24 protein-coding genes are annotated in these 26,063 nt (G+C 64.3%); 15 read left to right on the top strand and 9 right to left on the bottom strand.

Features of this window, described 5'->3' with window-relative positions; all coding sequences use genetic code 11:
• Window positions 1-28: 28 nt before the first annotated feature.
• From PKB_RS27545 to PKB_RS27515, 7 genes are all read left to right on the top strand, one after another.
• Window positions 29-1,387, top strand: coding sequence for a glutamine synthetase family protein (locus PKB_RS27545; protein ID WP_043256352.1), 1,359 nt, complete (start codon window positions 29-31; stop codon window positions 1,385-1,387).
• Window positions 1,388-1,449: 62 nt separating this feature from the next.
• Window positions 1,450-2,814 (top strand): aspartate aminotransferase family protein, encoded by a 1,365-nt coding sequence (locus PKB_RS27540; protein ID WP_043256350.1) that lies wholly within the window; start codon window positions 1,450-1,452, stop codon window positions 2,812-2,814.
• Between the two features lie 115 nt (window positions 2,815-2,929).
• Complete coding sequence (locus tag PKB_RS27535; RefSeq protein WP_043256348.1) at window positions 2,930-4,030, top strand: polyamine ABC transporter substrate-binding protein; 1,101 nt, start codon at window positions 2,930-2,932, stop codon at window positions 4,028-4,030.
• Window positions 4,031-4,297: 267 nt separating this feature from the next.
• Window positions 4,298-5,368 carry a polyamine ABC transporter substrate-binding protein gene (locus PKB_RS27530; RefSeq protein ID WP_043257863.1) on the top strand — a complete coding sequence of 357 codons (1,071 nt, stop codon included), beginning with the start codon at window positions 4,298-4,300 and terminating at the stop codon, window positions 5,366-5,368.
• Between the two features lie 59 nt (window positions 5,369-5,427).
• On the top strand, window positions 5,428-6,582 hold the full coding sequence (locus PKB_RS27525; protein WP_043256346.1) for an ABC transporter ATP-binding protein: 1,155 nt from the start codon (window positions 5,428-5,430) through the stop codon (window positions 6,580-6,582).
• Window positions 6,583-6,608: 26 nt separating this feature from the next.
• The gene (locus tag PKB_RS27520; RefSeq protein WP_156958157.1) at window positions 6,609-7,490 is read left to right on the top strand and encodes an ABC transporter permease subunit; all 882 of its coding nucleotides are present in this window, start codon (window positions 6,609-6,611) and stop codon (window positions 7,488-7,490) included.
• Window positions 7,487-8,359, top strand: coding sequence for an ABC transporter permease subunit (locus PKB_RS27515; RefSeq protein WP_043256341.1), 873 nt, complete (start codon window positions 7,487-7,489; stop codon window positions 8,357-8,359). The genes PKB_RS27520 and PKB_RS27515 overlap by 4 nt, the downstream gene beginning before the upstream one ends.
• 404 nt (window positions 8,360-8,763) lie before the next feature.
• Here the strand turns inward: PKB_RS27515 and PKB_RS27510 are convergent, their stop codons facing one another.
• Window positions 8,764-11,151: a penicillin acylase family protein gene (locus tag PKB_RS27510; RefSeq protein ID WP_043256340.1), complete on the bottom strand. Its 2,388-nt coding sequence runs from the start codon at window positions 11,149-11,151 to the stop codon at window positions 8,764-8,766.
• Between the two features lie 109 nt (window positions 11,152-11,260).
• On the opposite strand from PKB_RS27510, the gene PKB_RS27505 reads away from it, so the two are divergent.
• Complete coding sequence (locus tag PKB_RS27505) at window positions 11,261-12,292, top strand: AraC family transcriptional regulator (RefSeq protein WP_043256337.1); 1,032 nt, start codon at window positions 11,261-11,263, stop codon at window positions 12,290-12,292.
• 20 nt (window positions 12,293-12,312) lie between these two features.
• On the opposite strand, the gene PKB_RS27500 is transcribed toward PKB_RS27505, so the two are convergent.
• Window positions 12,313-12,813 (bottom strand): transcriptional regulator, encoded by a 501-nt coding sequence (locus tag PKB_RS27500; RefSeq protein WP_043256335.1) that lies wholly within the window; start codon window positions 12,811-12,813, stop codon window positions 12,313-12,315.
• Window positions 12,814-12,884: 71 nt separating this feature from the next.
• Window positions 12,885-13,466 carry a DUF6436 domain-containing protein gene (locus PKB_RS27495; protein ID WP_043256333.1) on the bottom strand — a complete coding sequence of 194 codons (582 nt, stop codon included), beginning with the start codon at window positions 13,464-13,466 and terminating at the stop codon, window positions 12,885-12,887.
• A gap of 102 nt (window positions 13,467-13,568) precedes the next feature.
• Here PKB_RS27495 and bipL point away from each other — a divergent pair, with 102 nt between their 5' ends.
• Window positions 13,569-14,507, top strand: coding sequence for a phospholipase BipL (bipL, locus tag PKB_RS27490; protein WP_043256330.1), 939 nt, complete (start codon window positions 13,569-13,571; stop codon window positions 14,505-14,507).
• Between the two features lie 140 nt (window positions 14,508-14,647).
• Here the strand turns inward: bipL and PKB_RS27485 are convergent, their stop codons facing one another.
• Window positions 14,648-15,382, bottom strand: coding sequence for a hypothetical protein (locus PKB_RS27485; RefSeq protein WP_043256328.1), 735 nt, complete (start codon window positions 15,380-15,382; stop codon window positions 14,648-14,650).
• A 99-nt stretch (window positions 15,383-15,481) separates the two neighbouring features.
• On the opposite strand from PKB_RS27485, the gene PKB_RS27480 reads away from it, so the two are divergent.
• Window positions 15,482-16,093, top strand: a complete 612-nt coding sequence (locus PKB_RS27480) for a 2OG-Fe(II) oxygenase (RefSeq protein WP_043256326.1) — start codon at window positions 15,482-15,484, stop codon at window positions 16,091-16,093.
• A gap of 7 nt (window positions 16,094-16,100) precedes the next feature.
• On the opposite strand, the gene PKB_RS27475 is transcribed toward PKB_RS27480, so the two are convergent.
• Window positions 16,101-16,652 carry a DUF6160 family protein gene (locus PKB_RS27475; RefSeq protein ID WP_043256325.1) on the bottom strand — a complete coding sequence of 184 codons (552 nt, stop codon included), beginning with the start codon at window positions 16,650-16,652 and terminating at the stop codon, window positions 16,101-16,103.
• A 177-nt stretch (window positions 16,653-16,829) separates the two neighbouring features.
• Between PKB_RS27475 and PKB_RS27470 the strand changes: the two genes are divergently transcribed.
• Together PKB_RS27470 and PKB_RS27465 are read left to right on the top strand one after the other, a co-directional pair.
• The gene (locus PKB_RS27470; protein WP_043256324.1) at window positions 16,830-17,324 is read left to right on the top strand and encodes a 2-thiouracil desulfurase family protein; all 495 of its coding nucleotides are present in this window, start codon (window positions 16,830-16,832) and stop codon (window positions 17,322-17,324) included.
• Between the two features lie 126 nt (window positions 17,325-17,450).
• Window positions 17,451-17,888 carry a DUF4399 domain-containing protein gene (locus PKB_RS27465; protein ID WP_043256323.1) on the top strand — a complete coding sequence of 146 codons (438 nt, stop codon included), beginning with the start codon at window positions 17,451-17,453 and terminating at the stop codon, window positions 17,886-17,888.
• Window positions 17,889-17,948: 60 nt separating this feature from the next.
• Here the strand turns inward: PKB_RS27465 and serA are convergent, their stop codons facing one another.
• Window positions 17,949-19,178, bottom strand: coding sequence for a phosphoglycerate dehydrogenase (gene serA, locus PKB_RS27460; protein ID WP_043256322.1), 1,230 nt, complete (start codon window positions 19,176-19,178; stop codon window positions 17,949-17,951).
• 191 nt (window positions 19,179-19,369) lie between these two features.
• Here serA and PKB_RS27455 point away from each other — a divergent pair, with 191 nt between their 5' ends.
• From PKB_RS27455 to PKB_RS27445, 3 genes are all read left to right on the top strand, one after another.
• Complete coding sequence (locus PKB_RS27455; RefSeq protein ID WP_043256321.1) at window positions 19,370-20,764, top strand: FAD-binding oxidoreductase; 1,395 nt, start codon at window positions 19,370-19,372, stop codon at window positions 20,762-20,764.
• Window positions 20,765-20,857: 93 nt separating this feature from the next.
• Entirely contained in the window at window positions 20,858-21,523 is a 666-nt protein-coding gene (locus tag PKB_RS27450; RefSeq protein WP_043256319.1) for a fumarylacetoacetate hydrolase family protein, read from the top strand.
• Between the two features lie 132 nt (window positions 21,524-21,655).
• Window positions 21,656-22,030: a NirD/YgiW/YdeI family stress tolerance protein gene (locus PKB_RS27445; RefSeq protein WP_043256317.1), complete on the top strand. Its 375-nt coding sequence runs from the start codon at window positions 21,656-21,658 to the stop codon at window positions 22,028-22,030.
• Window positions 22,031-22,125: 95 nt separating this feature from the next.
• On the opposite strand, the gene PKB_RS27440 is transcribed toward PKB_RS27445, so the two are convergent.
• The 3 genes from PKB_RS27440 to PKB_RS27430 form a co-directional block, all read right to left on the bottom strand.
• On the bottom strand, window positions 22,126-23,157 hold the full coding sequence (locus tag PKB_RS27440) for a histone deacetylase family protein (protein WP_043256315.1): 1,032 nt from the start codon (window positions 23,155-23,157) through the stop codon (window positions 22,126-22,128).
• Between the two features lie 46 nt (window positions 23,158-23,203).
• Window positions 23,204-24,589, bottom strand: coding sequence for an APC family permease (locus tag PKB_RS27435; RefSeq protein ID WP_043256314.1), 1,386 nt, complete (start codon window positions 24,587-24,589; stop codon window positions 23,204-23,206).
• 397 nt (window positions 24,590-24,986) lie between these two features.
• On the bottom strand, window positions 24,987-26,039 hold the full coding sequence (locus PKB_RS27430; RefSeq protein ID WP_043256311.1) for an ABC transporter substrate-binding protein: 1,053 nt from the start codon (window positions 26,037-26,039) through the stop codon (window positions 24,987-24,989).
• Window positions 26,040-26,063: the final 24 nt, after the last annotated feature.

The following is a 26,063-nucleotide window of genomic DNA, read 5'->3' as shown; positions in this document are numbered from 1 at the left end:
GGCTGGGCTCTCAAATCCTGAGGTCTTTATGACTACCAAGCTTGACCAGCTGACCAGCTGGCTGAAGGAACGCAAGATCACCGAGGTGGAATGTCTGATCGCCGACCTGACCGGGATTGCCCGGGGCAAGATCGCGCCGACCAACAAGTTCCTCAACGAGAAGGGTATGCGCCTGCCGGAGAGCGTTCTCCTGCAAACCGTGACCGGTGATTACGTCGAGGACGACATCTATTACGACCTGCTGGACCCGGCCGACATCGATATGGTCTGCCGCCCGGACGAGAATGCCGTGTTCCTCGTCCCATGGGCCATCGAACCCACCGCGATGGTCATTCACGACACCTACGACAAGCTCGGCAATCCCATCGAGCTGTCGCCGCGCAACATCCTGAAGAACGTCCTCAAGCTCTATGCCGACAAGGGCTGGAAGCCGATCGTGGCGCCGGAGATGGAGTTCTACCTGACCAAGCGCAGCGACGACCCCGACTACCCGCTGCAAGCGCCGGTCGGCCGTTCCGGTCGTCAGGAGACCGGCCGCCAATCCTTCTCCATCGACGCGGCGAACGAATTCGATCCGCTGTTCGAGGACATGTACGACTGGTGCGAGGCCCAGGGCCTCGACCTCGACACCCTGATTCACGAAGAAGGCACCGCCCAGATGGAAATCAATTTCCGTCACGGCGATGCCCTGGATCTGGCCGACCAGATCCTGGTGTTCAAGCGCACCATGCGCGAAGCCGCGCTCAAGCACAACGTGGCCGCCACCTTCATGGCCAAGCCAATGACCGGCGAGCCGGGCAGTGCCATGCACTTGCACCAAAGCGTGATCGATATCAAGACAGGCAAGAACATCTTCTCCAATGCTGACGGCAGCATGAGCGAGCTGTTCCTCCATCACGTCGGTGGCCTGCAACGCTTCATTCCAGAGGCCTTGCCGCTGTTCGCTCCGAACGTGAACTCGTTCCGCCGCTTCCTGCCCGATACCTCGGCGCCGGTGAACGTGGAATGGGGCGAGGAGAACCGCACCGTGGGCCTGCGCGTACCGGATTCCAACCCGGACAACCGCCGCGTGGAGAACCGCCTTGCCGGCGCGGACGCCAACCCCTACCTGGCCCTGGCTGCCAGCCTGCTGTGCGGTTACATCGGCATGGTCGAAGGCATCCGGCCCAGCGCACAGGTGAAGGGCCGTGGCTACGAACGGCGCAACCTGCGCCTGCCGCTGACCATCGAAGCGGCACTGGAAACCATGGAAGGCAGCAAGACCCTTGAACAGTATCTGGGCAGCAAATTCATTCGCGCCTATGTGGCCGTGAAGCGCGCTGAACACGAGAACTTCAAGCGGGTGATCAGTTCGTGGGAGCGGGAGTTCCTCCTGCTGTCCGTCTGATCGGCGTGGGGTCCGGCTCTGCCGGTCGGGCCCTGTGTTTATTACTGAGAGGTTTTCCCCAAATGACGAAACAGACCAGCGCCCAGACCCAGCATTGGCAGGCGCTCAGCCGCGAACACCACCTGGCTCCGTTCACCGACTACAAGCAGCTGAACGAGAAGGGTGCGCGCATCATCACCAAGGCCGAAGGCGTGTACCTGTGGGATAGCGAGGGCAACAAGATCCTCGATGGCATGGCTGGCCTGTGGTGCATGAACGTCGGCTATGGTCGCAAGGAGCTCGCTGAGGCCGCCTACAAGCAGATGCAGGAGCTGCCCTACTACAACCTGTTCTTCCAGACCGCGCACCCGCCCGTGCTGGAACTGGCCAAGGCCATCGCCGACATCGCCCCGGAAGGCATGAACCACGTGTTCTTCACAGGTTCCGGCTCGGAGTCCAACGACACCGTGCTGCGTATGGTCCGCCACTACTGGAGCATCAAGGGCAAGCCGCAGAAGAAGGTGGTCATCGGCCGCTGGAACGGCTACCACGGCTCCACCGTCGCCGGCGTGAGCCTGGGCGGCATGAAGGCGCTGCATTCCCAGGGCGACCTGCCGATCCCTGGCATCGTCCACATCCCGCAGCCGTACTGGTACGGCGAGGGCGGCGACATGTCGCCGGACGAGTTCGGCGTCTGGGCTGCCGAGCAGCTCGAGAAGAAGATCCTCGAAGTCGGCGAAGAGAACGTCGCTGCCTTCATCGCCGAGCCCATCCAGGGCGCGGGCGGCGTGATCGTTCCGCCGGACACTTACTGGCCGAAGATCCGCGAGATCCTCGCCAAGTACGAAATCCTGTTCATTGCCGACGAAGTTATCTGCGGCTTCGGCCGTACCGGCGAGTGGTTCGGCAGCCAGTACTACGGCAACGCCCCGGACCTGATGCCGATCGCCAAGGGCCTGACCTCCGGCTACATCCCCATGGGCGGCGTAATCGTCCGCGACGAGATCGTCGATACCCTGAATGAGGGTGGCGAGTTCTACCACGGCTTCACTTACTCTGGTCACCCTGTGGCCGCGGCGGTGGCTCTGGAGAACATCCGCATCCTGCGCGAAGAAAAGATCGTCGAGACCGTCAAGGCGGAAACGGCACCGTATTTGCAAAAACGCTGGCAGGAGCTGGCGGATCATCCCCTGGTCGGCGAGGCGCGCGGTGTCGGCATGGTTGCCGCACTGGAGCTGGTGAAAAACAAGAAGACCCGCGAGCGCTTCGAGAATGGCGTGGGGATGCTGTGCCGCGAGCACTGCTTCCGCAACGGCCTGATCATGCGCGCGGTGGGAGACACTATGATTATTTCGCCGCCGCTGGTCATCTCCAAGCCGGAAATCGACGAGTTGATCACCCTGGCGCGCAAGTGCCTCGATCAAACCGCCGCCGTAGTGCTGTCTTGAGTCTTCAACCGGGACTTTGACAGACTGCGCCTGTGCGTTGGCCAGGCTCACCGAGTGGTGTCGGCGGAACTGTCCGACGCCACTCGGAACATCAAAAATAACTGGAGCTACCCGCATGTCTAACATCTTCGGCAAGACCTTGCTCGCTGTGACTCTGGCGGGCGCTGTGGCCGGTATGGCACAGGCCGATGAAAAGGTTCTGCACGTATACAACTGGTCGGACTACATCGCGCCGAACACGGTCGATGATTTCACCAAGGCCACCGGCATCAAGGTCGTCTACGACGTCTACGACAGCAACGAAGTGCTGGAGGCCAAGCTGCTGGCCGGCAAGTCGGGCTACGACGTGGTGGTTCCGTCGAACTCCTTCCTCGCCAAGCAGATCAAGGCTGGCGTGTACGAGCCGCTGGACAAGTCCAAGCTGCCGAACTGGAAGAACCTGAACCCGGACATCATGAAGACCCTCGAGGTCAGCGACCCGGGCAACAAGTACGCGATCCCGTACATGTGGGGCACCATTGGCATCGGCTACAACCCGGACAAGGTCAAGGCCGTACTGGGCGACAACGCGCCGGTCGACTCCTGGGACCTGGTGTTCAAGCCCGAGAACATCGAGAAGCTGAAGCAGTGCGGCGTGAGCTTCCTCGACTCGCCGACCGAAATGATCCCGGCAGCCCTGCACTACCTGGGCTACAAGTCCGACAGCCAGGATCCGAAGGAAATCAAGGCCGCCGAAGACCTGTTCCTGAAGATTCGTCCGTACATCACCTACTTCCACTCCTCGAAGTACATCTCCGACCTCGCCAACGGCAACATCTGCGTCGCCATCGGCTACTCCGGCGACATCTACCAGGCCAAGTCCCGTGCGGTGGAAGCCAAGAACAACGTGAAGGTGGCCTACAACATTCCGAAGGAAGGCGCCGGCGCCTTCTTCGATACCGTAGCCATCCCGAAAGACTCCGCGAACAAGGACGCTGCCCTGCAGTGGATCAACTTCGTGCTCGAGCCGAAGGTCATCGCGCAGATCACCGACACCGTTTCCTACCCGAACGGTAACGCCGCGGCCACCCCGCTGGTGAAGGAAGAGATCCGCAAGGACCCGGGCATCTACCCGAGCGACGACGTCATGAAGAAGCTGTACGCCTTCCCGGATCTGCCGGCGAAGACCCAGCGTCTGATGACTCGCAGCTGGACCACTATCAAGTCCGGCAAGTAATGGACAGGCCTGGCCGGTCGGCATGACCGGCCAGGCGCTGACCGAACGGCGATGGAGGAACGTGCGCTCCTCCATCACCGGTTTCACGGATCCGGATCATCTGCAGTGGGATGACCGTAGGTTGCAGGACAGCCGGCATAGAAGGTTCTGCAAGAGCGCCCGTCGCTCCACGGAAGGCCCAGTAAAAGTTGTAAACGCCAACCAGACCAAGAAGCTTCACAACAACGCGAGGACCGACGTGTGCGCATTCCCTTCCGCAAAACCCTGATGACCGCCGTCTGCATGCTGGGCCTTGGCGCCACAGCCGCGCAGGCCGAACAGACCGTGCACATCTACAACTGGACCGACTACATCGGTGAGACGACCCTGGCCGACTTCCAGAAGGCCACCGGGATCAAGCCCGTCTACGACGTGTTCGACTCCAACGAAACCCTCGAAGGCAAGTTGCTGGCCGGTCACACCGGCTACGACGTGGTCGTCCCGTCGAACAACTTCCTCTCCAAACAGATCAAGGCTGGCGTGTTCCAGAAGCTGGACCGCAGCAAGCTGCCGAACTGGCAGAACCTCGACCCGGCGCTGATGAAGCGTCTGGAGAAGGCTGATCCGGGCAACAAGTACGCCGTGCCGTACCTGTGGGGCACCAATGGCATTGGCTATAACGTCGAGAAGATCAAAGAGGTGCTGGGCACCGACAAGATCGATTCCTGGTCGATGCTCTTCGAGCCGGAAAACATCAAGAAGCTGACCAAGTGCGGCGTCGCCTTCCTCGACTCGCCGGATGAAATGTTCCCGGCGGTGCTGAACTACATGGGCCTGGATCCCAACAGCACCAACCCGCAGGATTACGAGAAGGCCGAAGCCAAGTTCATGGCCGTGCGTCCGTACGTGACCTACTTCCATTCCTCGAAGTACATCACCGACCTGGCCAACGGCGACATCTGCATCGCCGCCGGTTTCTCCGGGGACATCTTCCAGGCCGCCAACCGCGCCAAAGAGGCCGGCAAGGGCGTCAAGATCGCCTATTCGATTCCGAAGGAAGGTGGCAACCTGTGGTTCGACATGCTGGCCATCCCGGCCGACGCGCCGAACGTCAAGCAGGCCCACGCCTTCATCAACTACCTGCTGCAGCCTGAGGTCATCGCCAAGGTCAGCGAGTACGTGGGGTACGCCAACCCCAACAGCAAGGCCGACTCCGTCATGGATCAGGAGTTGCGTCACAACCCGTCGGTCTATCCGCCGCAGGAAGTGCTTGACCGTCTGTATGTCTCCATCCCGCTACCGCCCAAGGTTCAGCGTCTGGAAACCCGTTCCTGGACGAAGATCAAGTCCGGTAAGTAAGAGCAATCCGAGTATGCCCGGCCGCGGGGGTCGGGCATCCATAGTTGGGAGTTGTGGTAATGGCTATAGCCTCCGGTGCCTACAAGAAAGCCCTTGCGGGCGACCAGCAACCTAAAGAGGTGTTGGTAAAAATCGACCGGGTCACCAAGCAGTTCGACGAAACCCTTGCGGTGGACAGTGTTTCCCTGACCATCAAGAAGGGAGAAATCTTCGCCCTGCTCGGCGGTTCCGGTTCCGGTAAATCCACCCTGCTGCGCATGCTGGCCGGCTTCGAGCGGCCGACCGAAGGTCGCATCTTCCTGGACGGCCAGGACATCACCGATCTGCCGCCCTACGAGCGCCCGATCAACATGATGTTCCAGTCCTACGCGCTGTTCCCGCACATGACCGTGGCGCAGAACATCGCCTTCGGCCTGAAGCAGGACGGTCTGCCCAAGGACGAGATCGACAAGATCGTCGATGAGATGCTCAAGCTCGTGCAGATGACCCAGTATGCCAAGCGCAAGCCGCACCAGCTGTCCGGTGGCCAGCGTCAGCGCGTGGCCCTGGCCCGTTCGCTGGCCAAGCGTCCGAAGCTGCTGCTGCTCGACGAGCCCATGGGCGCCCTGGACAAGAAGCTGCGTTCGCAGATGCAGCTGGAACTGGTTGAGATCATCGAGCGCGTGGGTGTGACCTGCGTGATGGTGACCCACGACCAGGAAGAGGCCATGACCATGGCCCAGCGCATCGCCATCATGCACCTGGGTTGCATCGAGCAGATCGGCAGCCCGATGGACATCTACGAGACGCCGGCCAGCCGCCTGATCTGCGAGTTCATCGGCAACGTCAACATGTTCGAAGGTCAGCTGATCGAGGACCTGCAGGACCACGCGGTCATCGCCTGCCCGCAGCTGGAAAACCCGATCTACATCGGCCACGGCATCAGCACCCGTGCCGAAGAGAAGCGCATCACCTATGCGCTGCGTCCGGAGAAGGTCATGGTTTCCGCGCAGAAGCCGGAAAACCTGGAGCACGAAGGCTGCAACTGGGCCCAGGGCACCGTCTATGACATCGCCTACCTCGGCGGCCACTCGGTGTACTACATCAAGCTGGCTTCGGGGATGATCGTGCAGGCCTTCATGGCCAACGCCGAGCGCCACGTTTCTCGTCCGACCTGGGACCAGCCGGTTTACATCAGCTGGTACGACGACAGTGGTGTGGTACTGCAATCATGAACATCGTCAGCTCGATTCAAAAACGCCTGCCCAGGGGGCGGCACGCTGTAATCGGCGTACCCTTCTTCTGGCTGCTGCTGTTCTTCCTGCTGCCCTTCGCCATCGTCGTGAAGATCAGCATGTCGTCGGCAGACGTGGCGATTCCGCCGTACACCCAGATCTTCCAGTACGCCGATCAGACCCTGCAGGTGGTGCTCAACCTGGGCAACTACCTGATGCTGACCGACGACCCGCTCTACATCGATGCCTACCTGGGCTCGCTGAAGATGGCCGCGATCAGTACCTTCATCTGCTTGCTGATCGGTTATCCGATGGCCTACGGCATCGCCCGTGCCAGCAAGGAAATGCAGACCGTACTGCTGCTGCTGATCATGATGCCGACCTGGACGGCGATCCTGATCCGCGTGTACGCCTGGATGGGCATCCTCTCCAACAACGGGCTGCTGAACAGCTTCCTGATTTGGCTTGGGGGCATCCACGAGCCGCTGACCATCCTCAACACCAACCTGGCGGTGTACATCGGTATCGTCTACTCGTACCTGCCGTTCATGGTGATGCCGCTCTACGCGAACCTGGTCAAGCACGACATGAGCCTGCTGGAAGCGGCTTCCGACCTGGGCGCGCGCAACATGACCAGCTTCTGGAAGATCACCGTACCGCTGTCGAAGAACGGCATCATCGCCGGCTGCATGCTGGTGTTCATCCCGGCGGTGGGCGAGTTCGTGATCCCGGAACTGCTCGGCGGCCCCGAGACGCTGATGATCGGTAAGGTGCTGTGGCAGGAGTTCTTCAACAACCGTGACTGGCCGGTGGCTTCCGCCCTCGCCGTCGTGATGCTGGCGATCCTGATCGTGCCCATCATTCTCTTTAACAAGAACCAGGCTAAAGAGCTGGAGGGCAAGGTATGAACAAGCGTTGGTCCTTCTCCAACATAATGCTGGTCCTTGGCCTGCTGTTCATCTACGTACCGATGCTGATTCTGGTCATCTACTCCTTCAACGGCTCCAAGCTGGTGACCGTATGGGGTGGCTGGTCGGTGAAGTGGTATGTCGGCCTGCTGGACAACACCCAGCTGATCAGCGCGGTGTTCCGCTCGCTGGAAATCGCCGTGTACACGGCGGTGTCCTCGGTGGTTCTGGGTACCCTGGCAGCCTTCGTGCTGACCCGCATCCCGCGTTTCCGTGGCCGCACGCTGTTCGGCGGCATGGTTACCGCGCCGCTGGTCATGCCCGAGGTGATCACCGGTCTGTCCCTGCTGCTGCTGTTCGTGGCCATGGCCCAGATGATCGGCTGGCCGCAGGAGCGCGGCATCGTCACCATCTGGATCGCCCACACCAGCTTCTGCTCGTCCTACGTGGCGGTAGTGGTATCGGCGCGCCTGCGTGAACTGGACCTGTCCATCGAGGAAGCAGCCATGGACCTGGGCGCCAAGCCCTGGAAAGTGTTCCTGCTGATCACCATCCCGATGATCGCTCCCTCGCTGGCAGCCGGCGGCATGATGTCCTTCGCCCTGTCGCTGGACGACCTGGTGCTGGCCAGCTTCGTGTCCGGTCCGGGTTCCACCACCCTGCCGATGGAAGTGTTCTCCGCCGTACGCCTGGGCGTGAAGCCGGAGATCAACGCCGTGGCCAGCCTCATCCTGCTGACCGTTTCGATGTTCACCTTCTTTGCCTGGTACTTCACCCGTCAGGCCGAGGAGCGTCGCAAGCGCGCGATCCAGGAAGCCATGGAAGCCAACGCCACCGACTGGCAGAAGAACGCTCCGGCTACCGCCTGACGTCTGCTGCCGCCGGTTGCTCCGGCATCCGTCGAAACACGGGCCACCTTCGGGTGGCCCGTGTCGTTTCTGCCGTTCGCCGGCATATTTCCAGATGCGAGAAAAGGGCTGCCTCTCAGAATGATCTGACAGCAAATCGCCCCTACTTCCCAGCAGATGCCGACTACTCTTCAAAGTGTTCGACACCGAGCACCGGCTACCCCGCAGGCTGATCGGTAAGCGGTGCGAACGACTCCTTGTGCAGAACCTGCAGCAAGGCGGGAGGCGGCGCCGAATACAACACCCCATTTATCCCTGGGGGGAATAAGGTGCCAGGGAGCTACGGCACCTCCCGCAGAACCTTTACTCCAAAAACGACGAACCCCGCGCAAGCGGGGTTCGTCGTTTCAGGCCGGACAGCGAGATTAGTGTCTGGTGGGCTGCAAGCGCAGCAGGCCCTTGCTGTTGGCTTCTACTTCCTCGTCGGTGAAGTGCTCGGGCTGGTACTGGCCCTCGACGTAGGCTTTGGCCTGGTCGGCGTAGTGCGCGTCGAACAGCACGCCGCTCTGGCCGACCGGGTTGATGCCGAGCGCGTGGGTCGGATCGGCGAAGTCCACCAGGCGCCGCGTCGAGGGGCCGTAGGTGACCGCCCAGGGTGCCGGGCCGATCGGCGAGGAAAGGTTGTTCGGCACCTCGTGCCCGCCCGGTGCGTCGAAGGGGCCGACATTGAACACGCGGTCCAGCGGCTTCTGCATGCCCAGTGGATGCACGTGGGTGAGCGTATGCGCCTTGCCCCACTGCCAGTTCTCCGGGTTCTGCCCAAGCGTTTCGCGCAGGTGCCGCAGGCTGGCCTGCCAGGCGGCTTTGACGATGTCCGCGCGACTTTCCTTCGCTGGCGTGCTGCGGTCGTCCCACCAGGGCGAGTCGGCGTCGGCGGCCAGGCGCGGTAGGGCGGTGTCGATGGTCCGCGTGGTCAGCAGCAGAGGGAAGTAGGTGTCGCCCATCTCGTCGTGCATGGCGCCGTAAGCAACCTGATAGAGGAACTGGCTGAACAGCGTGGCGGCCACGGAATCCAGCGGGAAGTCGCCTTTCCAGGCGGCGAGTTGCTCGACCAGCGCCTTCTCCTGCTCGTTCGCAGCCGCTTCACGCAGGGCCGGCAGCAGCGGTGCAAGGGTTCGCGGGCCATAGGCGGTCGTGGTGTCCAGCTGCAGCGCCTGGCTGTTCTGCAGGTCCCACTTCACCGAGCTGTCGCTCAGCAGTTGGTTCAGGCGTTGGCCGCGGTCGGCCAGGTTGTAGTAACCGGGCACCGGCCGGCCGTTGGCGGGCAGCGGCTGGAAGTTTGCCGAGACGATGTAGCCGCGCGCCGGGTTTTCTTCCTGCGGGTTCTCGCCGAAGGGGTAGAACGCGCCCTTGTCCGCGGCCGGCGTGCTGCCATCGAGGATGAAGTTCGGATTGACGCCCTGCGGGCGAACCGGCAGCTGTGCGGCGGCCCACCAGGCGATGTCGCCCTTGGCGTTGGCCCAGACCACGTTGAGGCCCGGGGCCTGGATCTTCTGCGCCGCGGCGCGGGCCTTGTCCAGGGTGTCGGCGCGGTCGAGCTGGTAGAAGGCATCAAGCAGTGGGTTGTCGGTCTGCAGGAAGGCCCACCACATGGCGATAGGCGTCTTGCCGGCGGTCTGGCCGAGGGCGTCGTTGATGATCGGCCCGTGCGGCGAGCTGCGCAGCACCAGCTTGACCGGCGCCTGGCCCTTGACCGCGATGTTCTGCTCCTCGTGCGTCAGGTCGACCCACTGGCCGTGGTACCAGACCTGCTCGGGATTGGCCGGGTTGACCTTCTCGGCGACCAGGTCCATGTCGTCGTTCTGGAACATGGTCAGGCTCCAGCCGAACTGCTGGTTGTGCCCGAGCATGGCGAACGGCACCAGCGCCTGGTGGTGGCCATAGAGCTCGAAGCCGGGCGCGCTGAGCTGTGCCTCGTACCACACGGAGGGCGCGGCGAAACGGATGTGCGGATCGCCCGCCAACAGCGGCTTGCCACTTCGTGTGTGGCTGCCGGAGACCACCCAGGCGTTGCTGCCCTCGTATTGCGGCAGCCCGGCGGAGGCCAACGCCTGCTCGCTGAGCTGGGCGATGGTGCCCAGGTCGTGCCAGTCGCTGCTGGCCAGTGGGGTGGACTGGAGCACGCCCTGTGGATGCCACTCGAGGTCGAAGACCTTCAGGTAGTCGGCGCCCAGCGTATCGCGCACATAGGTCAGCAGCGGTTCGGTGCGCAGCGCCACGGCGAAGCTGTAGGCGAGGTAGCCGGAGACGGCGACGGTGTCCTCGGCGGTGAAGGGGCGCTTGGGAATGCCCAGTACGTCGAACTCCAGCGGCCGCGGATGGCTGTCCTGGAAGGCGTTGACGCCATCCAGGTAAGCCTGCAGCGCCTTCCAGGAGGGTGAGTTGGTGTCCTGGTGCGCGACGTAGGAGGCGGCGCGCTGGCGCAGGCGCAGGGTTCGGAACAGGCGATCGGTATCGATCAGCTTGGGCCCGAGGACTTCGGCCAGCTCGCCACGCGCCAGGCGACGCAGCATTTCCATCTGGAACAGGCGGTCCTGCGCCTGCACGTAGCCCAGCGCGCGATACATGTCGGTCTCGTTCTGCGCGCTGATATGCGGCACGCCGCGTTCGTCGTAGCGCACGTCGACGACCGACTGCAGCCCGGGAAGGGCAGCCTGGCCGTCGCGGACCGGCTGCTTGCCGTGCAGGTACCACCCGGCGCCTGCGGCAGAAGCGGCGACGAGGACGGCAAGGACGCTGAGGGAGCGTTTCATGGCGGGGCGGATCTCCTTTTTGTTGTGCCCGGATTCTGCGCGGCAAGGCGCTGGCGAATCATTGACCGGAGATGCGCGCTCTGGAAGTCTTTGGTCAAAAGGACATTCCATGCAGCCCATCTCCAGTGCCCCGCTGACCCACTCGGCCACCCTGCGTCGCCTGCTCTACGAGGCTATGGCCGATCTTGGCCTCGACCCCACGCAGGTCTATCGCGACTCCCTGCACCGGCCGCGCCCGCCCTTGCTGGTTTCTCGGTTGCTGCACGACGAGGTGCCGCAGTTCTGGCGTTCGCTCGCCGCGGCCACCGGCGACGTGGACATCGGTCTGCACCTGGGCGAGGTGATGAAGCCGCGCCTGCTCGACGTGGTCGGCTACCTGCTGCTGGCCAGCCGCGACCTGGGAGAGGCGTTGCAGAGTTTCCTGCGCTTCCAGCACATCCTCTCCGGTGGCTTCTGCGCGCAGCTGCGCGAGCAGGGCGAGCACGCCTGGCTGATCCTCGACATTCACTACCAGGGCTATCCGCCGCTGCGTCAGCAGATGGAGTGCCTGATGCTGCTGTTCCTCAAGCTGATGGCGTTCATCACCGATGATGAGTTCCGCTTCCTCGGCATCGAGTTCCGCCACGCGCAGCCCGTGCGCCTGCGCGAGCACCGGCGACTGTTCGGCCTGACCCCGACATTCGACAGCGAGCACGATGCCGTCTGCTTTCCCCGGGCGTTGCTGAGTCGCCCTTCGCGCACAGCCAATGCGGGGCTGCATGCCATGCTCAGCAAGCATGCGGAGGAGGAGTTGCGTGAGCTGCGGGAGAACGACCTGTTCAATCGCCTGCGCTATCTGCTCGGCATGCGTCTCGGGCAGGCCGATTGCTCACTGCGGGCTTGTGCCGAGTCGCTGGGGTTGACGGAGGGTGCGTTGCAGCGCGGCCTGGCTGGCCTGGGCAGCAGCTTCCGCGAGCTCCGTGAAGAGGTGTGCCGGCAGCGTGCTATCGATCTGCTGGGGGACGGCGTGGCGATCCGCGAGGTCGCTCGGCGCTGTGGCTTTGCCGAGCTTTCGCCTTTCTACCGCGCCTTCCGGCGCTGGTTCGGAGTGCCGCCGGAGCGCTATCGGCAGCAGCTTGGAAGCCGGATGGAGGAGGCCTGAGAGAGCGCTCGGCCTCGACCTCATTCGGCCAGCGGGACCTCGCGGGCCAGGTCGAGCAGGGCCATGGCATCGAGTTGCGTCTCGATCTGCAGGAAACGCATGGCGCGGGTCGGCGAAACGTCCTTGGCGATCCGGTCGATGTATTTGCTGCGCAGGTCTTGGCGCTCGTCCTGGAGTTTCTCGGCGCGCTTGATCAGGTCCTTGGCGGCGTCGTCGGAAACCTTGCCGGTGTTGTAGGCCTTGGCGTAGTCGAAGATCAGCGCCAGGTGCTCCTTGCTCAGCTTCTCGGCCTCGCTGCGATAGGTGTTGTAGATCGGCCAGAAGGCGTTCGCCTCATCGCTGGTCAAGTTCATGTTGGCTTCGACGATGCGCTTGCGCTTGTAGTCGATGTTGGCCAGGTGGTTATCGATCTCCGCCTTGTGCTCGGACATCACCTGCTGGGTGCTTGGTTGGTCGTCGGCGACTGCAATAAGTGGCAGAGACAGCAGGGCGGCGAGGGCGATGGTGGGACGAATGCGCATGCGCAGGCTCCATGTGAGTGGGCAGCGGCCCCTCGTGGGCCGGCGAGGCAAGTGTAGATGCCGCTCGGGCACTAGCCTTGACCGCCATCACGCCAACGGCAGAAACAGCCCTGGGCGAGGTTGTGGGTGGCCTCCACCCGCCGCCCGGCGAGCAGCGCATCCAGCACTGGCTCGATGAAGCTGTTGGCGGAACTGCATACAGCGCCTTCGCTGTAGGGGCCGAAGTAGGCGAGGCGGCCGTCGCGGTCCCAGATGGCTACCGCCGGGCTGGCCGGCAGATCCTGCATTCCGTCGAGGCTTGGCAGTGGTCGCATACCGGCCAGGCTTTCCGGCATGCGGCCGTGGCTGCCGGGTTTCTGCACCGCGAAGAACGCCACGCCGCGTGTGCTGTAGCGAGCCAGCAGCTCGCCAAGGTGTTGCTGGTTACCGACGTTGCACGGGCAGGCCGGGTCCCAGAAGTGCACCAGGCGGATATTGCCGGGGCCGGCCATCGCGGCGGGCAGCTTGAGTCCGGTGCCGCTGAATAGGGTCGGTTGATCGTCGAAGGGGTGCAGATAGTGCTGCTGGAACCATGTGTACGCGCCGAACAGGGCCGCGGCGGACAGCAGGATAGCGAGGACACTGAGAAGCAGCGGGCGGTGGCGGGCAGGCATGGCGAATCCCGGTAAGATAGCCGGCAAGATTGCCACGCCGGCGCCTGCGGCAGAAGTTGCCACGGCCTTCGGCCTTGCGCCCCGTTATCAGCGGAAACCCCGATGCCAGAAGCCTTCCAGCCCGATTCGCTGCGTCACAGTCTGCGACCCTTGGCCGCGGCCGTGATGGACCACCAGATCCTCGCCTACCAGGCCTACTACGGCCTCGACATGCGCGAACGGCATCCCGGTGTGGACAGCCGCCTGGGCGTGTTCGAGTGTGCCGGCTATCGCATCGCCACCCAGTACTGGCGCCCTGCGCAAGCCCGCGGCAGCGTGGTGCTGCTGCACGGTTACTACGACCACATGGGCCTGTTCAGCCATCTCGTCGAATGGGCGCTGGGACTGGGTTTTGCGGTGCTGGCCTGCGACCTGCCGGGGCATGGCTTGTCCAATGGCGCGGCGGCCAGCATCAACGATTTTGCCGAATACCAGGCGGTCTTCACCGGCCTGCTCGGCCAGGCCGAGGCGCTGGAGTTGCCGCTGCCTTGGCACCTCTGCGGGCAGAGCACCGGCGGCGCGATACTTCTCGACTATCTGCTGACCGGCGCGCCGCGCCCAGAACTGGGCCACACGCTGCTGCTGGCACCGCTGGTGCGGCCACGTGCCTGGGGCTGGTCGAAGTTGAGCTATCAGCTGCTGAAGCCCTTTGTCGGCTCCATACCGCGCAAATTCACCGATAACTCCAACGACGCCGAGTTTCTCGCTTTCCTCCGTGATCGTGACCCGCTGCAACCGCGCATCCTGCCTACCGCCTGGGTCGGCGCGCTGGCGCGCTGGATTCCGCGCATCGAAGCGGCGTCAGCCAGTGACCGCAGCCTGCTGGTGGTGCAGGGCGACGCCGACGAAACAGTGGATTGGCGTTACAACCTGAAGGTGCTGGAGGACAAGTTCGAGCGCATCGAGTGCTTGTTGCTGACCGGTGCGCGGCACCATCTGGCCAATGAGAGCGAGGCATTGCGGCGGCGCTACCTGGAGTTTCTCGGCGAGCGCCTCAGTTGAGGGACCGGGGAATAGAGGCGATGTCCTTGAATCCTTGCGCCTGCTCCTGCGGCGCCACCTCTGCTTCCACGGCGGGCGCAGGATAGCGGCTCGCTACTGCGGAAGGCGCCTCATGGCGCGTAGGACGCGTCTGATCCCTGTCAGGGATTTGCAGGTGCCGCGGCGAGTCCGGCGCGCACGCCCGCCAGGGCCGCCTGGTAGTAGGCGCGGCCGGCAGGCGATTCGGCGAAGTCGGCGAACTGCTGCAGCTCTGCATCGGAGAGGCTGCGATAGACGTACAGCAGGGTGTTGTCTAGGTCGGCGCCTATCTGCTGCATCAGATTCTGGCGCTGTCCTTCGAGCATGCCGTTGCCCTGGCCGAGCAGGCCCGGGAGCATCTGGCTGAGGCTGTCGGCAGCCACTCCGGCCAGAGCCAGGCTGACTTCCGCACCCGCTTCACGGGCAGGCAGCGCCTGGCTCAGGCGCTGAATGAGCTGCTGGCGCTGTGCGCTGGCCTGCTGTCGGGGTAGACCATTGGCGTACTGGGCGAGTTGGTCATGGCGGGTGGCTAGGGTCTCCGCTGCACTGACCTTGTGGCCCAGCGGCGATTCGAAGAAGGCCAGTGCGGGCGCACTGTCGGCCAGGTTGCTGCGTAGCCCGGCCAGTGCGCGCGCGTCGATCTGATCGGGGGCGAAGCGCTGGTTGCTGTTGTCCACCAGGGCCTGGTAGAGCGCCTGCGGCAGGCTGGCCTTGTAGCGTTGCTGCGCGGCGTGCAGGGCATCGTTGAAATGCGCGCGCTGTTCCGGCCAGCCGGCGGCCTGGTACAGGCGCAGGTAGTCATCGGCCAGGACGGGTAGGCCCAGCATCAGCAGGGCTAGGGCTAGCAGTGCGCGCAACTCGGGGGTCCTCCTGGCGGTGCGGTCCATTGCCGCGGCTATTGTCTGCAAGCCTGCCCTCGCTTGTCGAGGCGCTTGTGGCCGGCGTTACAATAGCGCATGAACCCGACTCCCGATTCCCCGCTGCTGCAGCACCTGGTCGACGACATCGCCGAGCAGGGCTGGTCGATGCAGAGCGTCTTCCTCCCAAGTGACCTGACCGGAGCTCTCGCAGCCGAGTGTCGAGCCCGTTCCGAGGCCGGTGAACTGGCCGCGGCTTCGGTCGGCCGTGGTGCCGGGCAGGCGGTACGCGAAGGCATTCGCGGCGACCACATCCAGTGGCTGGAGCCGGGGCAATCGGCGGCCTGCGACCGTTATCTGGAATTGATGGACTGCCTGCGACAAGCGCTCAATCGCGGCTTGTACCTTGGTCTGGAAGACTTCGAGTGCCACTTCGCCCTCTATCCGCCTGGGGCGTTCTACCAGAAGCACCTGGATCGTTTCCGCGATGACGACCGTCGCACTGTCTCCGCCGTGCTTTACCTCAACGACGATTGGCAGCCGCAGGATGCCGGAGAATTGCGCCTGTACCTGCCCGATGGCGCCGAGCGCGAGGTGCCGCCGCTGGGTGGCAGCCTTGTGCTGTTCCTCTCGTCCGACTTCCCCCATGAAGTGCTGCCGGCCAACCGCGAACGGCTGTCGCTGACCGGCTGGTTCCGCCGCCGCGCCTGACCCGGGCTCAGTGGCCCCAGATGCGGAGGGTCCCGCTGATGTCCTGGATGTCGCGCACTTCGATGCTGCCGAGCCTTCCTTCGCCGACATAGAGGTCGCCGGCCACCCGCAGGCGGATGGTCTGCGAGGGCAGGCCGCTGGCGTTCAGTTGCTTGTTGATGCTGGTCAGGTCCGGCAGGGTCAGCGCCAACTGCTGCTGGCCGCTGGCGCCGCGTACGACGTCCACCGCCAGGGTCGGCAGCTCGATGCCGAAGATCGGCAGGCTGAGGCCGAGCTGCGCCGGACCGAAGGCCAAGGCGCCGCCGCGCCCGTCAGGGCAGAGCGCGGCGCTGGTGCAGCCGTTGTCGATCTTCACATTGCGCAGCGAGACGCTGCCGCCGTTGTCGATCCAGGCCGCCTTGCCGATGCTCGCCTGGACGTTGGCGCGGATGCTCAGCCCGTCCTGGCCGCTGATGCGCCCGAGGTGCTCGTTGTCCAGCGGTTCCATGGCGGCCTGGGCGGCGCTGCAGAGCAATAGGCTGGCGCAGAGCGCCGACAGGCGATTCAGGCTGGCGAACATGATGGCGTGTCCCTCGCGGTGGCAGTGAGCGTGGCAGTCTGCGCGGCGTTCTGGCGCTGCGCCACGACAGTCCGGCAGTTCCAGCCGAAGGATGGGCCGCGCGGCCGGCGATCCGATCCGGATGACCCATTCGGCTGAGCGGGCTAGTCTGTGCCGATCGGAAATGGAGCTTCAGCCATGCAGAAGATTCTCGTCAGCCGCTGCCTGCTGGGGCATCGGGTGCGCTACGACGGGGGCAGCCACGGTCCCTTCGATCTGCTCGAGCGCTGGCAGGCGCAGGGGCGGGTAGTCGCCCTGTGCCCGGAGGTCGCGGGTGGCTTGCCAACGCCGCGTCCGCCGGCGGAGATTGCAGGCGGCCAAGGTGGCAGGGTGCTGGATGGCCTGGTCCAGGTCGTGACCGTGGAGGGCGAGGACGTCACCGATGCTTTCGTGCGCGGCGCCGAGCGTGCTGTGGAGCTGGTACACAGCCACGGTATCCGCCTGGCTGTGCTCAAGGCGCGCAGCCCGTCCTGCGGCAACCGCGAGAACTATGACGGCGGCTTCTCCGGGCACCGCGTGGAGGGCGAAGGCGTGACGGCTGCGGCGCTCAAACGGATGGGCGTGCTGGTGTTCAGCGAAGAGGAACTGGACGCCGCTGCGGTATGCCTGGCCGGGCTGGAAGCGGGTGGCTAAGAGGGCGACTTTCGGCGAGGCTCGAGCCCGTACCTGAACGGCGCGTCTATGCTGAAAGGGTTTCCCCGGCGGGTTCGGCTGTGACGGCCTGCCGGCTCTCCGCAATCTGTCCTTCAGGAGCCCTACATGAAACCTTCACTGCCTAGCCTGGGTCTTGCCGGTCTGCTGCTGCTCGCCACCGGCGCTGCCCTGGCGGCCGGCATGCCACGCACGCCGTCCCCCGTGGACGCCAAGGTGTATTTCATCGAACCGCAGGACGGCGCCACCGTCGGCAAGACCTTCACCGTCAAGTTCGGCCTGGATGGCATGAATGTCGCTCCGGCCGGTTCGGCTGCACCGAATTCCGGGCACCATCACCTGCTGGTCGACCTGAAGGAGCAGCCGTCGATGGACATGCCGCTGCCGGCGAACGACAACATCCGCCACTTCGGCAAGGGCCAGACCGAAACCCAGCTCACCCTGCCGCCGGGCAAGCACACCCTGCAGCTGCTGCTGGGCGACCGGAACCACGTGCCCTTCGATCCGCCGGTGGAGTCCAAGCCGATCACCGTGAACGTCCAATAGCCTGCGCGAAGGCATGAAAAAAGGGAGGCCGAGGCCTCCCTTTTTCGTATCGCGCAGCGCTTAGAAGAGCACGCGGCTGCGGATGGTGCCATTGACGTGCTGCAGCTTCTCCAGCGCCAGGTCCGAGTACTCGGCGTCGACGTCGATCACCACGTAGCCGACCTTGTCGTTGGTCTGCAGGTACTGGCCGGAGATGTTGATGCCGTTGTCGGCGAACACCTTGTTGATCTCGCTCATCACGCCCGGAACGTTGGCGTGGATGTGCAGCAGGCGGTGCTTGCCCGGGTGCGACGGCAGGGCCACTTCGGGGAAGTTGACCGAGGACACCGAGGTGCCGTTGTCGCTGTACTTGACCAGTTTCTCGGCCACTTCCAGGCCGATGTTGGCCTGGGCTTCAGCGGTAGAGCCGCCGATGTGCGGGGTCAGGATCACGCGATCCAGGCCGCGCAGCGGGCTTTCGAACTCTTCGTCGTTGGACTTCGGCTCGACCGGGAACACGTCGATGGCGGCGCCGATCAGGTGCTCGTCCTTGATCGCCTGGGCCAGGTGGTCCAGCTCGACCACGGTGCCGCGAGCGGCGTTGATCAGGATGCCGCCTTTCTTGATGGCGCGGATTTCCTTCTCGCCGATCATCCACTGGGTGGACGGCAGCTCCGGCACGTGCAGCGAGACGATGTCGGACATGCCGAGCAGCTCGTGCAGGTTGCCGATCTGCTGGGCATTACCCAGCGGCAGCTTGGTCACGGTGTCGTAGAAGAACACCTGCATGCCCAGGGCTTCGGCCAGGACCGAGAGCTGGGTGCCGATCGAGCCGTAGCCGACGATGCCGAGCTTCTTGCCGCGGATCTCGAAGGAGTTGGCCGCCGACTTGATCCAGCCGCCGCGGTGGCAGGAGGCGTTCTTCTCGGGGATGCCGCGCAGCAGCAGGATGGCTTCGGCCAGCACCAGCTCGGCGACCGAGCGGGTGTTGGAGTAGGGCGCGTTGAACACCGCGATGCCGCGCTGGCGGGCAGCGTCCAGGTTGACCTGGTTGGTGCCGATGCAGAAGCAGCCCACCGCGATCAGTTTCTTGGCGGCGTCGAAGACTTCCTCGGTCAGCTGGGTGCGGGAGCGGATGCCGATGAAGTGCACGTCGGCGATCTTTTCCTTCAGCTCTTCACCGGACAGCGCGCCCTTGAGGTACTCGATGTTCGAGTAGCCGGCGGCCTTGAGGGTGTCGACGGCGTTCTGGTGTACGCCTTCGAGGAGGAGGAATTTGATCTTGCTCTTGTCGAGAGAAGTCTTGCTCATCTGCTTGAACCTGTAGTCCCGGGATAATGGCTAGAAAATGAACAGCTCTGGCCGAACCGGCCGGTGCCGCAGCTCGGCGCCAGGTGGCGATCTGCGTGGGGTGCGTATGCTAGCATGTTCTCCCTTTCCCTTGCCCGGTTGCGACCTGAGCTGTTCTCAGGACGACCATGAACCATTTGAGAGTTCCGCCAATGACCCGCGAAGCCCTGATCGAATCGCTCAAGCCCCTGCTGGAGCCCGGCAAGCTGCTGACCGACGCCGATTCCCTCGAAGCCTATGGCAAGGACTGGACCAAGCATTTCGCCCCGGCGCCGCTGGCCATCGCCTTCCCCAAGAGCATCGAGCAGGTGCAGGCCGTGGTGCGCTGGGCCAACGAGCACAAGATCGGTCTGGTGCCTTCGGGCGGGCGTACCGGGCTCTCCGCCGCCGCCGTCGCCGCCAATGGCGAAGTGGTGGTGTCGTTCGACTACATGAACAAGATCCTCGACTTCAACGCCTTCGACCGCACCGTGGTGTGCCAGCCGGGCGTGGTGACCAAGCAGCTGCAGCTGTTCGCCGAGGAGCACGGCCTGTACTACCCGGTGGACTTCGCGTCTTCCGGCTCCAGCCAGATTGGCGGCAACATCGGTACCAATGCCGGTGGGATCAAGGTCATTCGCTACGGCATGACCCGTAACTGGGTGGCCGGCATGAAGGTCGTCACCGGCAAGGGCGACCTGCTCGAGCTGAACAAGGACCTGATCAAGAACGCCACTGGCTACGACCTGCGCCAGCTGTTCATCGGCGCCGAAGGCACCCTGGGCTTCGTGGTCGAAGCCACCATGCGTCTGGAGCGCGCGCCGAAGAACCTCACCGCGATGGTCCTCGGCACCCCCGACTTTGATTCGATCATGCCGGTGCTGCACGCCTTCCAGAGCCGCCTCGACCTGACCGCCTTCGAGTTCTTCTCGGACAAGGCGCTGGCCAAGGTCCTGGCCCGTGGCGACGTGCCGGCGGCCTTCGAGACCGACTGCCCGTTCTACGCCCTGCTGGAGTTCGAGGCGACCACCGAGGAAGTGGCCAACGAGGCGCTGGCCACCTTCGAGCATTGCGTCGAGCAGGGCTGGGTGCTGGACGGCGTGATGAGCCAGAGCGAGCAGCAGCTGCAGAACCTGTGGAAGCTGCGCGAGTACATCTCCGAGACCATCTCGCACTGGACTCCGTACAAGAACGACATCTCGGTCACCGTCGGCAAGGTCCCGGCCTTCCTCAAGGACATCGACACCATCGTCGAGGCCAACTACCCGGACTTCGAAGTGGTCTGGTTCGGCCACATCGGCGACGGCAACCTGCACCTGAACATCCTCAAGCCCGAGAACCTCACCAAGGACGAGTTCTTCGCCAAGTGCGCGACTGTCAACCAGTGGGTGTTCGAGACCGTGCAGAAGTACAACGGCTCCATCTCCGCCGAGCACGGCGTGGGCATGACCAAGCGCGACTACCTGGGGTACTCTCGCTCGGAGGCCGAGATTGGCTACATGAAGGCGGTCAAGGCGGTGTTCGATCCGAACGGGATCATGAACCCCGGCAAGATCTTCGCCGAGTAACACCCCAGCAGGGCCGGTCTTCCGGCCCTTTGCTTGTCCGGGCCCTTCGCAGGCGGCCGGCAGCGCCACCCCACATTCCGTCAGGAGTCGGTCATGAGTTACCAGCATCAGTATGTCGACGGCACCCGCATCCACTTCCCGCTGGGCAAGGTGGTCTGCGTCGGGCGCAACTACGCCGAGCACGCCAAGGAACTGAACAACCCGGTGCCCACCGAGCCGCTGCTGTTCATCAAGCCCGGCTCCTGCACCGTGTCGCAGGAAGGCGGCTTCGCCATCCCCGATGATCGTGGTGTCGTGCATTACGAGGCGGAGATCGCCGTGCTGATCGGCAAGCCGCTGTCGCGCAAGCCGAGCGTCGAAGAGGTGCTGGACGCCATTTCCGGCTACGCCCCGGCGCTGGACCTGACCCTGCGCGACGTGCAGGCCAAGCTGAAGGAAAAGGGCCTGCCGTGGGAGCTTTCCAAGTCGTTCGACGGCGCCTTCGTGCTGGCGCCCTTCGTCAGCGCCGATCGCTTCCCCGATCCGACCAACATCGACATCCGCCTGACCATCGACGGCGTCGTCCGCCAGGACGGCAACAGCCGCGACATGCTCAATCCGATCGTGCCGCTGATCCAGCACATCGCCGGGCACTTCTCGCTGCAACCGGGCGACGTGGTGTCCACCGGCACGCCGGTCGGCGTCGGTCCGCTGGAGCGTGGCAGCGACCTGGTGCTGGAGCTTCCCGGCGCCAGCCGCTTTGAGAGCCGCGTGCTCTAAATCTGGCTCCACTGGCAAAGGCCGCCTTCGAGGCGGCCTTTGTCATTTCAGCCTGGGCCAAAAGCCGATTCAGGCTGGTTTCAGTTGGGCTGGCTAGGCTGGGTCCAACGAAAACAGCCAGGAGGCTCCTTCATGACCCGTATCCAATTTCCCCTGATCGCCGCGTGCGTCCTGCTTTCCGGCACTGCCTTCGCCGCCGGCTACACCGGCCCGAACGGCGAAGCGGCGAAGCCGGCACCGACCACCCAGGTGACTACCGTGAAGGCGGCCAAGGAAGCTGCGGACGACACCCCGGCGGTGCTCGAGGGCACCATCATCAAGCGCCTGCACGGCGAGCACTACGAGTTCAAGGACGCCACCGGCAGCATGCAGGTGGAGATCGATCACGAGGATTGGCCGCAGGGCGTCGATGTGTCAGAGAAGACCAAGGTGCGTCTGACCGGTGAGGTTGACCACGAGCGCAAGGGAGTCGAGATCGACGTGGATCGCGTCGAAGTCCTGCAGTAACGCGCGCCAGCAAAAAGGCCGCGCCGGGGATGGGGTTCCCGGCGCGCGGCCTTTTTGCTTTTGGTTCTTTCGTAGGAGTTCGCTCCCACAGGCCGTCAGCCGATGCTGTCGAAACCCTGCAGCACGTTCACCGCATTGATGCCGATCTCTTCCACCGCGTAACCGCCTTCCATGACGAACAGGGTCGGCAGGCCGAGCTTGCCGATGGCTTCGCCCATGCGCAGGTAGTCCGGCGAATCCAGCTTGAACTGCGAGATCGGGTCTTCCTTGAAGGTGTCCACGCCCAGCGACACGATCAGCACGTCCGGCGCGTAGGCCGAGATCTGGCGGATCGCCGCCTGCAGCGCGAGGCTCCACACCGACCAGTCGCTGCCCGAGGCCAGCGGGTAGTTGAAGTTGAAGCCTTCGCCTACGCCCTGGCCCTTCTCGTCGGCGTAGCCGAGGAAGTACGGGTACTCGAAGCGCGGGTCGCCGTGGATCGAGGTGAAGAGCACGTCGGCGCGGTCGTAGAAGATGTCCTGGGTGCCGTTGCCGTGGTGGTAGTCGACATCAAGGATCGCCACGCGCGCGGTGCCCTGGTCGAGCACTGCCTGGGCGGCGATGGCGGCGTTGTTGAAGAAGCAGTAGCCGCCCATGTAGTCGGCCGAGGCGTGGTGTCCCGGCGGACGGCACAGGCTGAATACCGAGCGAGCGCCCTTGGCCAGTTCGGCCTGGCCGGTCAGCGCCACGTTCACCGAGCTTAGGACGGCCTGCCAGGTGCCGGCAGTAATGGGCGCACCGGCGTCGAAGCTGTAGTAGCCCAGGCGGCCGTCGATGCTGTCCGGCTCCTTCTGCCGCAGGCGGCGGGTCGGCCAGGCGATCGGCAGCATGTCGTGGGTGCGGCCGGTGGCCACCCAGTCGCGCCAGGCGTGTTGCAGGAAGTTGACGAAGCCTTCGGTGTGAATCCGGCGGATCGGCTCCAGGCCGAAGTCGCGCGGACCCTGGATGTCGCCCAGGCCGACCGCCTTGACCCGGTCGAGGACCATGTCGGCGCGGCTGGGCTTCTCGAAGCAGGGCGTGAACTTGCCGCCGATCAGCTCGTGCTGGCCGTGGTGCAAGCGATGGTCGTCCGTGTAGATCGTCAACATCATGCGCTCCTGGGGGCGCCCCTTGGCGCCCGGTGGGTTCCTGGGATCAGGCGTTTTCTTCGAAGTTCACGCTCGGCGCCTTGCGGCGGAAGCCGCCGGTATGCACCGCCAGATAGGTGAAGCCGACGGCGAACCAGCTCAGGCCGACCACCAGGGTCAGCTGCGACAGGCTGGTCCACAGCCACAGCGTCAGGCACAGGCCGATGAAGGGCACCAGGCCGTAGAGCAGCAGGTCGGCAGGCGTGCGGCGGCCTTCCTTGCCCAGGTAGGTGCGGATCACCGCCAGGTTGACCACCGAGAAGGCCACCAGGGCGCCGAAGCTGATCATCGAGGCCAGGGTGGTCAGGTCCAGCACCACCGCTAGCAGGGAGATGGCGGAAACCACCAGAATCGCTACGACCGGCGTCTGGAAGCGCGCGTGCAGGGTGCCGAACAGGCTGCGCGGGAGGATGCCATCGCGGCCCATGGTGAACAGGATGCGCGACACCGAGGCCTGGGAGGCCAGCGCCGAACCGATGCAGCCGGCGATGTAGGCGGCGGTGAAGAAGTTGCCGAGGAATTGGCCGCCGGCCTTGAGCATCACTTCATTGGCCGCCGAGTCGGCGTTCTGGAACACGCTGCCGGGGAACACCAGCTGGCTGATGATCGCCAGCAGGGTGAACAGCAGGCCGGCGATCACGGTGGTGATGATGATCGCGCGGGGGATGTCGCGGCGGGCGTCACGGGTTTCCTCGGCCATGGTCGAGACGGCGTCGAAGCCCAGGAACGACAGGCAGAGCACCGCGGCGCCGGCCATCAGCGGGGCGAAGCCGGGCTTGCTGCCATCGCCGACGAAGGGCGCGGCGAAGTCCAGGGTCGGGGCGCCGGCCAGGCTCTTCAGCGACATGGCGACGAACACCACGATGAACACCAGCTGGGCGCCGACGATCAGGTTGCTCATGCCGGCCACCTGGCTGATGCCGACCACGTTGAGCACGGTGACCAGGGCGATGGAGCCGACCACGAACACCCAGGCCGGGATTTCCGGGAAGGCGATGTTCATGAACAGGCCGATGAGCAGGTAGTTGATCATCGGCAGGAACAGGTAATCGAGCAGCAGCGACCAGCCGGACAGGAAGCCGACTGCCGGACCGAAGCTCAGGCTGGTGTAGGAGTAGGCCGAGCCGGAGATCGGATACTTACGCACCATGAAGCTGTAGGACGCGGCGGTGAAGAGCATCGCCAGCAGGGTGATCAGATAGGCGGTGGCGGTGCGGCCGCCGGTCATCTCGGTGACCACGCCGTAGGTGGTGAACATGGTCAGCGGAACCATGTAGACCAGGCCGAAGAAGACCAGGGCGGGCAGGCCCAGGATACGTTTCAGGCGGGCGTCCGCCGGGGCGTTGGGGGTGTCGGCAGTGCTGCCGAAACGAGCGATCTGTTCGCTGGCCATGGATGTTTCCTCGCGAGTCTTGTCGTTGTGATGCGGGTGCGCGGCTTGGCAGCCGGCGCGGGTCGGTGCGGGCGGCTTAGCCGCAGCGCTGCCGACGGGACAGATGGGCGAGGAAGGTGCGGGCGCGGTGCAAGGCGCGCGCCGGGGTGCTGCAGGGGCTGATCATGAAGCAATCTCGGTGTTGTTCTTGTGGATGCTCGCTGGCGCTTTTCCTGGATTCCGACACGTACTGGCTTCGGCGATCGCGGCCCTGGCGACCATTCCCTGGGCGAGCTCCCGGACTCTAAAACCGATCCTGTCCCGGAAGAACCCTGCAAAGGGTCAAAAAGGGATCGAAGTGGCCAAATTGGCTGTCAGGCGCAGCGGCGGACAGCCTGTCCGCCGCATTGCCTCGGGCTTATTTCTTCAGCTTGGTCCAGACCTTGGCGCGCAGCGCCAGGGACTTCGGCGAGCACAGCTTGAAGGGCTTCAGGCGGTCGAGCTTGTCGGCCGGGGTGTTGATCGCCGGGTCGTCGAACAGCTCCTTGTCCATGAACTTCTCGGAGCCGGTGATGGCGTTGTTGTACTTGGCGAAGTTGGAGGCCGCGGCGATGTTCTCCGGCTGCATCATCCAGTTGAGGAAGATGTTCGCTTCCTTGACGTTGGTGGCGTCCTTGGGAATGGCCAGGTTGTCGATGAACAGGCGGATGCCTTCCTTCGGATAGACGTACACCAGGCTGGCGCGCTGGGCGTGGGCGCGGTGGTAGGCGCCGTTCCACTGCTGGTGCATCCAGACTTCGCCGGCGGCCATGCGCTCGATGGTGCCGTCGCTGTTGTACATGGCCAGCAGCGGCTTCTGCTTGAGCATCAGGTCGAGGACCTTCTGCGCTTCCTTCGGATCCTCTGTGCACTCGTCGACGCCGGCGTAGTAGGTCGCGGGCGCCCACATGTCGTCGACGGAGTTGAGTGCGACCACCTTGCCCTTGAAGTCTTCCGGCGGCTCGAAGAACGGCTTCCAGCTCTCCTCGAACTTGCCGCCCGGCGCCTTGGCGCTGTCGTAGGTGTAGCCGGTGGTGCCCCACAGGTAGGGCACGGTGTAGTCGTGGCCCGGATCGTAGGAGAGGGTCTTGAACTTGTCCTTGAGGTTGGCCAGGTTCGGCAGCTGCGACTTGTCGAGCTTCTGCAGCAGGCCTTCCTTGACGAAGATCTCGATGAAGCTGTCCGACGGAACCACCACGTCGTAGGCGCCGCCACCGGCCTTCAGCTTGGCCAGCAGGGTCTCGTTGCTGTCATAGGCGTCCAGTGTGGCGTGGATGCCGGTGTCCTTCTCGAACTTCTTCAGCAGCTCCGGCGGGAAGTAGTCCGACCAGTTGGCGAAGTGCAGCGTGCCCTCGGCGTGAGCCTGGCTGGCCAGGGTCAGGCCGGCCAGGGCGGCGGCCTTGATGGCCAGGGGAAGGCGGCGGATGGTCATCGGTGAAGCTCCTGTGCGAGTAGT

The sequence above is a fragment of the Pseudomonas knackmussii B13 genome, from assembly GCF_000689415.1.
Lineage (GTDB): Bacteria > Pseudomonadota > Gammaproteobacteria > Pseudomonadales > Pseudomonadaceae > Pseudomonas > Pseudomonas knackmussii.
Note: the sequence above shows the minus strand (reverse complement) of the source record. Positions and strands in the feature narration are given on the sequence as shown.

Bases quoted from the DNA above. Each gene is read 5' to 3' on its own strand.
- PKB_RS27475 (WP_043256325.1), bottom strand. From the start codon at position 16,652: ATGTTCGCCAGCCTGAATCGCCTGTCGGCGCTCTGCGCCAGCCTATTG.
- PKB_RS27450 (WP_043256319.1), top strand. From the start codon at position 20,858: ATGAGTTACCAGCATCAGTATGTCGACGGCACCCGCATCCACTTCCCG.
- serA (WP_043256322.1), bottom strand. From the start codon at position 19,178: ATGAGCAAGACTTCTCTCGACAAGAGCAAGATCAAATTCCTCCTCCTC.
- PKB_RS27535 (WP_043256348.1), top strand. From the start codon at position 2,930: ATGTCTAACATCTTCGGCAAGACCTTGCTCGCTGTGACTCTGGCGGGC.
- PKB_RS27430 (WP_043256311.1), bottom strand. From the start codon at position 26,039: ATGACCATCCGCCGCCTTCCCCTGGCCATCAAGGCCGCCGCCCTGGCC.
- bipL (WP_043256330.1), top strand. From the start codon at position 13,569: ATGCCAGAAGCCTTCCAGCCCGATTCGCTGCGTCACAGTCTGCGACCC.
- PKB_RS27545 (WP_043256352.1), top strand. From the start codon at position 29: ATGACTACCAAGCTTGACCAGCTGACCAGCTGGCTGAAGGAACGCAAG.
- PKB_RS27445 (WP_043256317.1), top strand. From the start codon at position 21,656: ATGACCCGTATCCAATTTCCCCTGATCGCCGCGTGCGTCCTGCTTTCC.
- PKB_RS27470 (WP_043256324.1), top strand. From the start codon at position 16,830: ATGCAGAAGATTCTCGTCAGCCGCTGCCTGCTGGGGCATCGGGTGCGC.
- PKB_RS27495 (WP_043256333.1), bottom strand. From the start codon at position 13,466: ATGCCTGCCCGCCACCGCCCGCTGCTTCTCAGTGTCCTCGCTATCCTG.
- PKB_RS27440 (WP_043256315.1), bottom strand. From the start codon at position 23,157: ATGTTGACGATCTACACGGACGACCATCGCTTGCACCACGGCCAGCAC.
- PKB_RS27455 (WP_043256321.1), top strand. From the start codon at position 19,370: ATGACCCGCGAAGCCCTGATCGAATCGCTCAAGCCCCTGCTGGAGCCC.
- PKB_RS27540 (WP_043256350.1), top strand. From the start codon at position 1,450: ATGACGAAACAGACCAGCGCCCAGACCCAGCATTGGCAGGCGCTCAGC.
- PKB_RS27480 (WP_043256326.1), top strand. From the start codon at position 15,482: ATGAACCCGACTCCCGATTCCCCGCTGCTGCAGCACCTGGTCGACGAC.
- PKB_RS27525 (WP_043256346.1), top strand. From the start codon at position 5,428: ATGGCTATAGCCTCCGGTGCCTACAAGAAAGCCCTTGCGGGCGACCAG.
- PKB_RS27500 (WP_043256335.1), bottom strand. From the start codon at position 12,813: ATGCGCATTCGTCCCACCATCGCCCTCGCCGCCCTGCTGTCTCTGCCA.
- PKB_RS27435 (WP_043256314.1), bottom strand. From the start codon at position 24,589: ATGGCCAGCGAACAGATCGCTCGTTTCGGCAGCACTGCCGACACCCCC.
- PKB_RS27505 (WP_043256337.1), top strand. From the start codon at position 11,261: ATGCAGCCCATCTCCAGTGCCCCGCTGACCCACTCGGCCACCCTGCGT.
- PKB_RS27465 (WP_043256323.1), top strand. From the start codon at position 17,451: ATGAAACCTTCACTGCCTAGCCTGGGTCTTGCCGGTCTGCTGCTGCTC.
- PKB_RS27510 (WP_043256340.1), bottom strand. From the start codon at position 11,151: ATGAAACGCTCCCTCAGCGTCCTTGCCGTCCTCGTCGCCGCTTCTGCC.
- PKB_RS27515 (WP_043256341.1), top strand. From the start codon at position 7,487: ATGAACAAGCGTTGGTCCTTCTCCAACATAATGCTGGTCCTTGGCCTG.
- PKB_RS27530 (WP_043257863.1), top strand. From the start codon at position 4,298: ATGACCGCCGTCTGCATGCTGGGCCTTGGCGCCACAGCCGCGCAGGCC.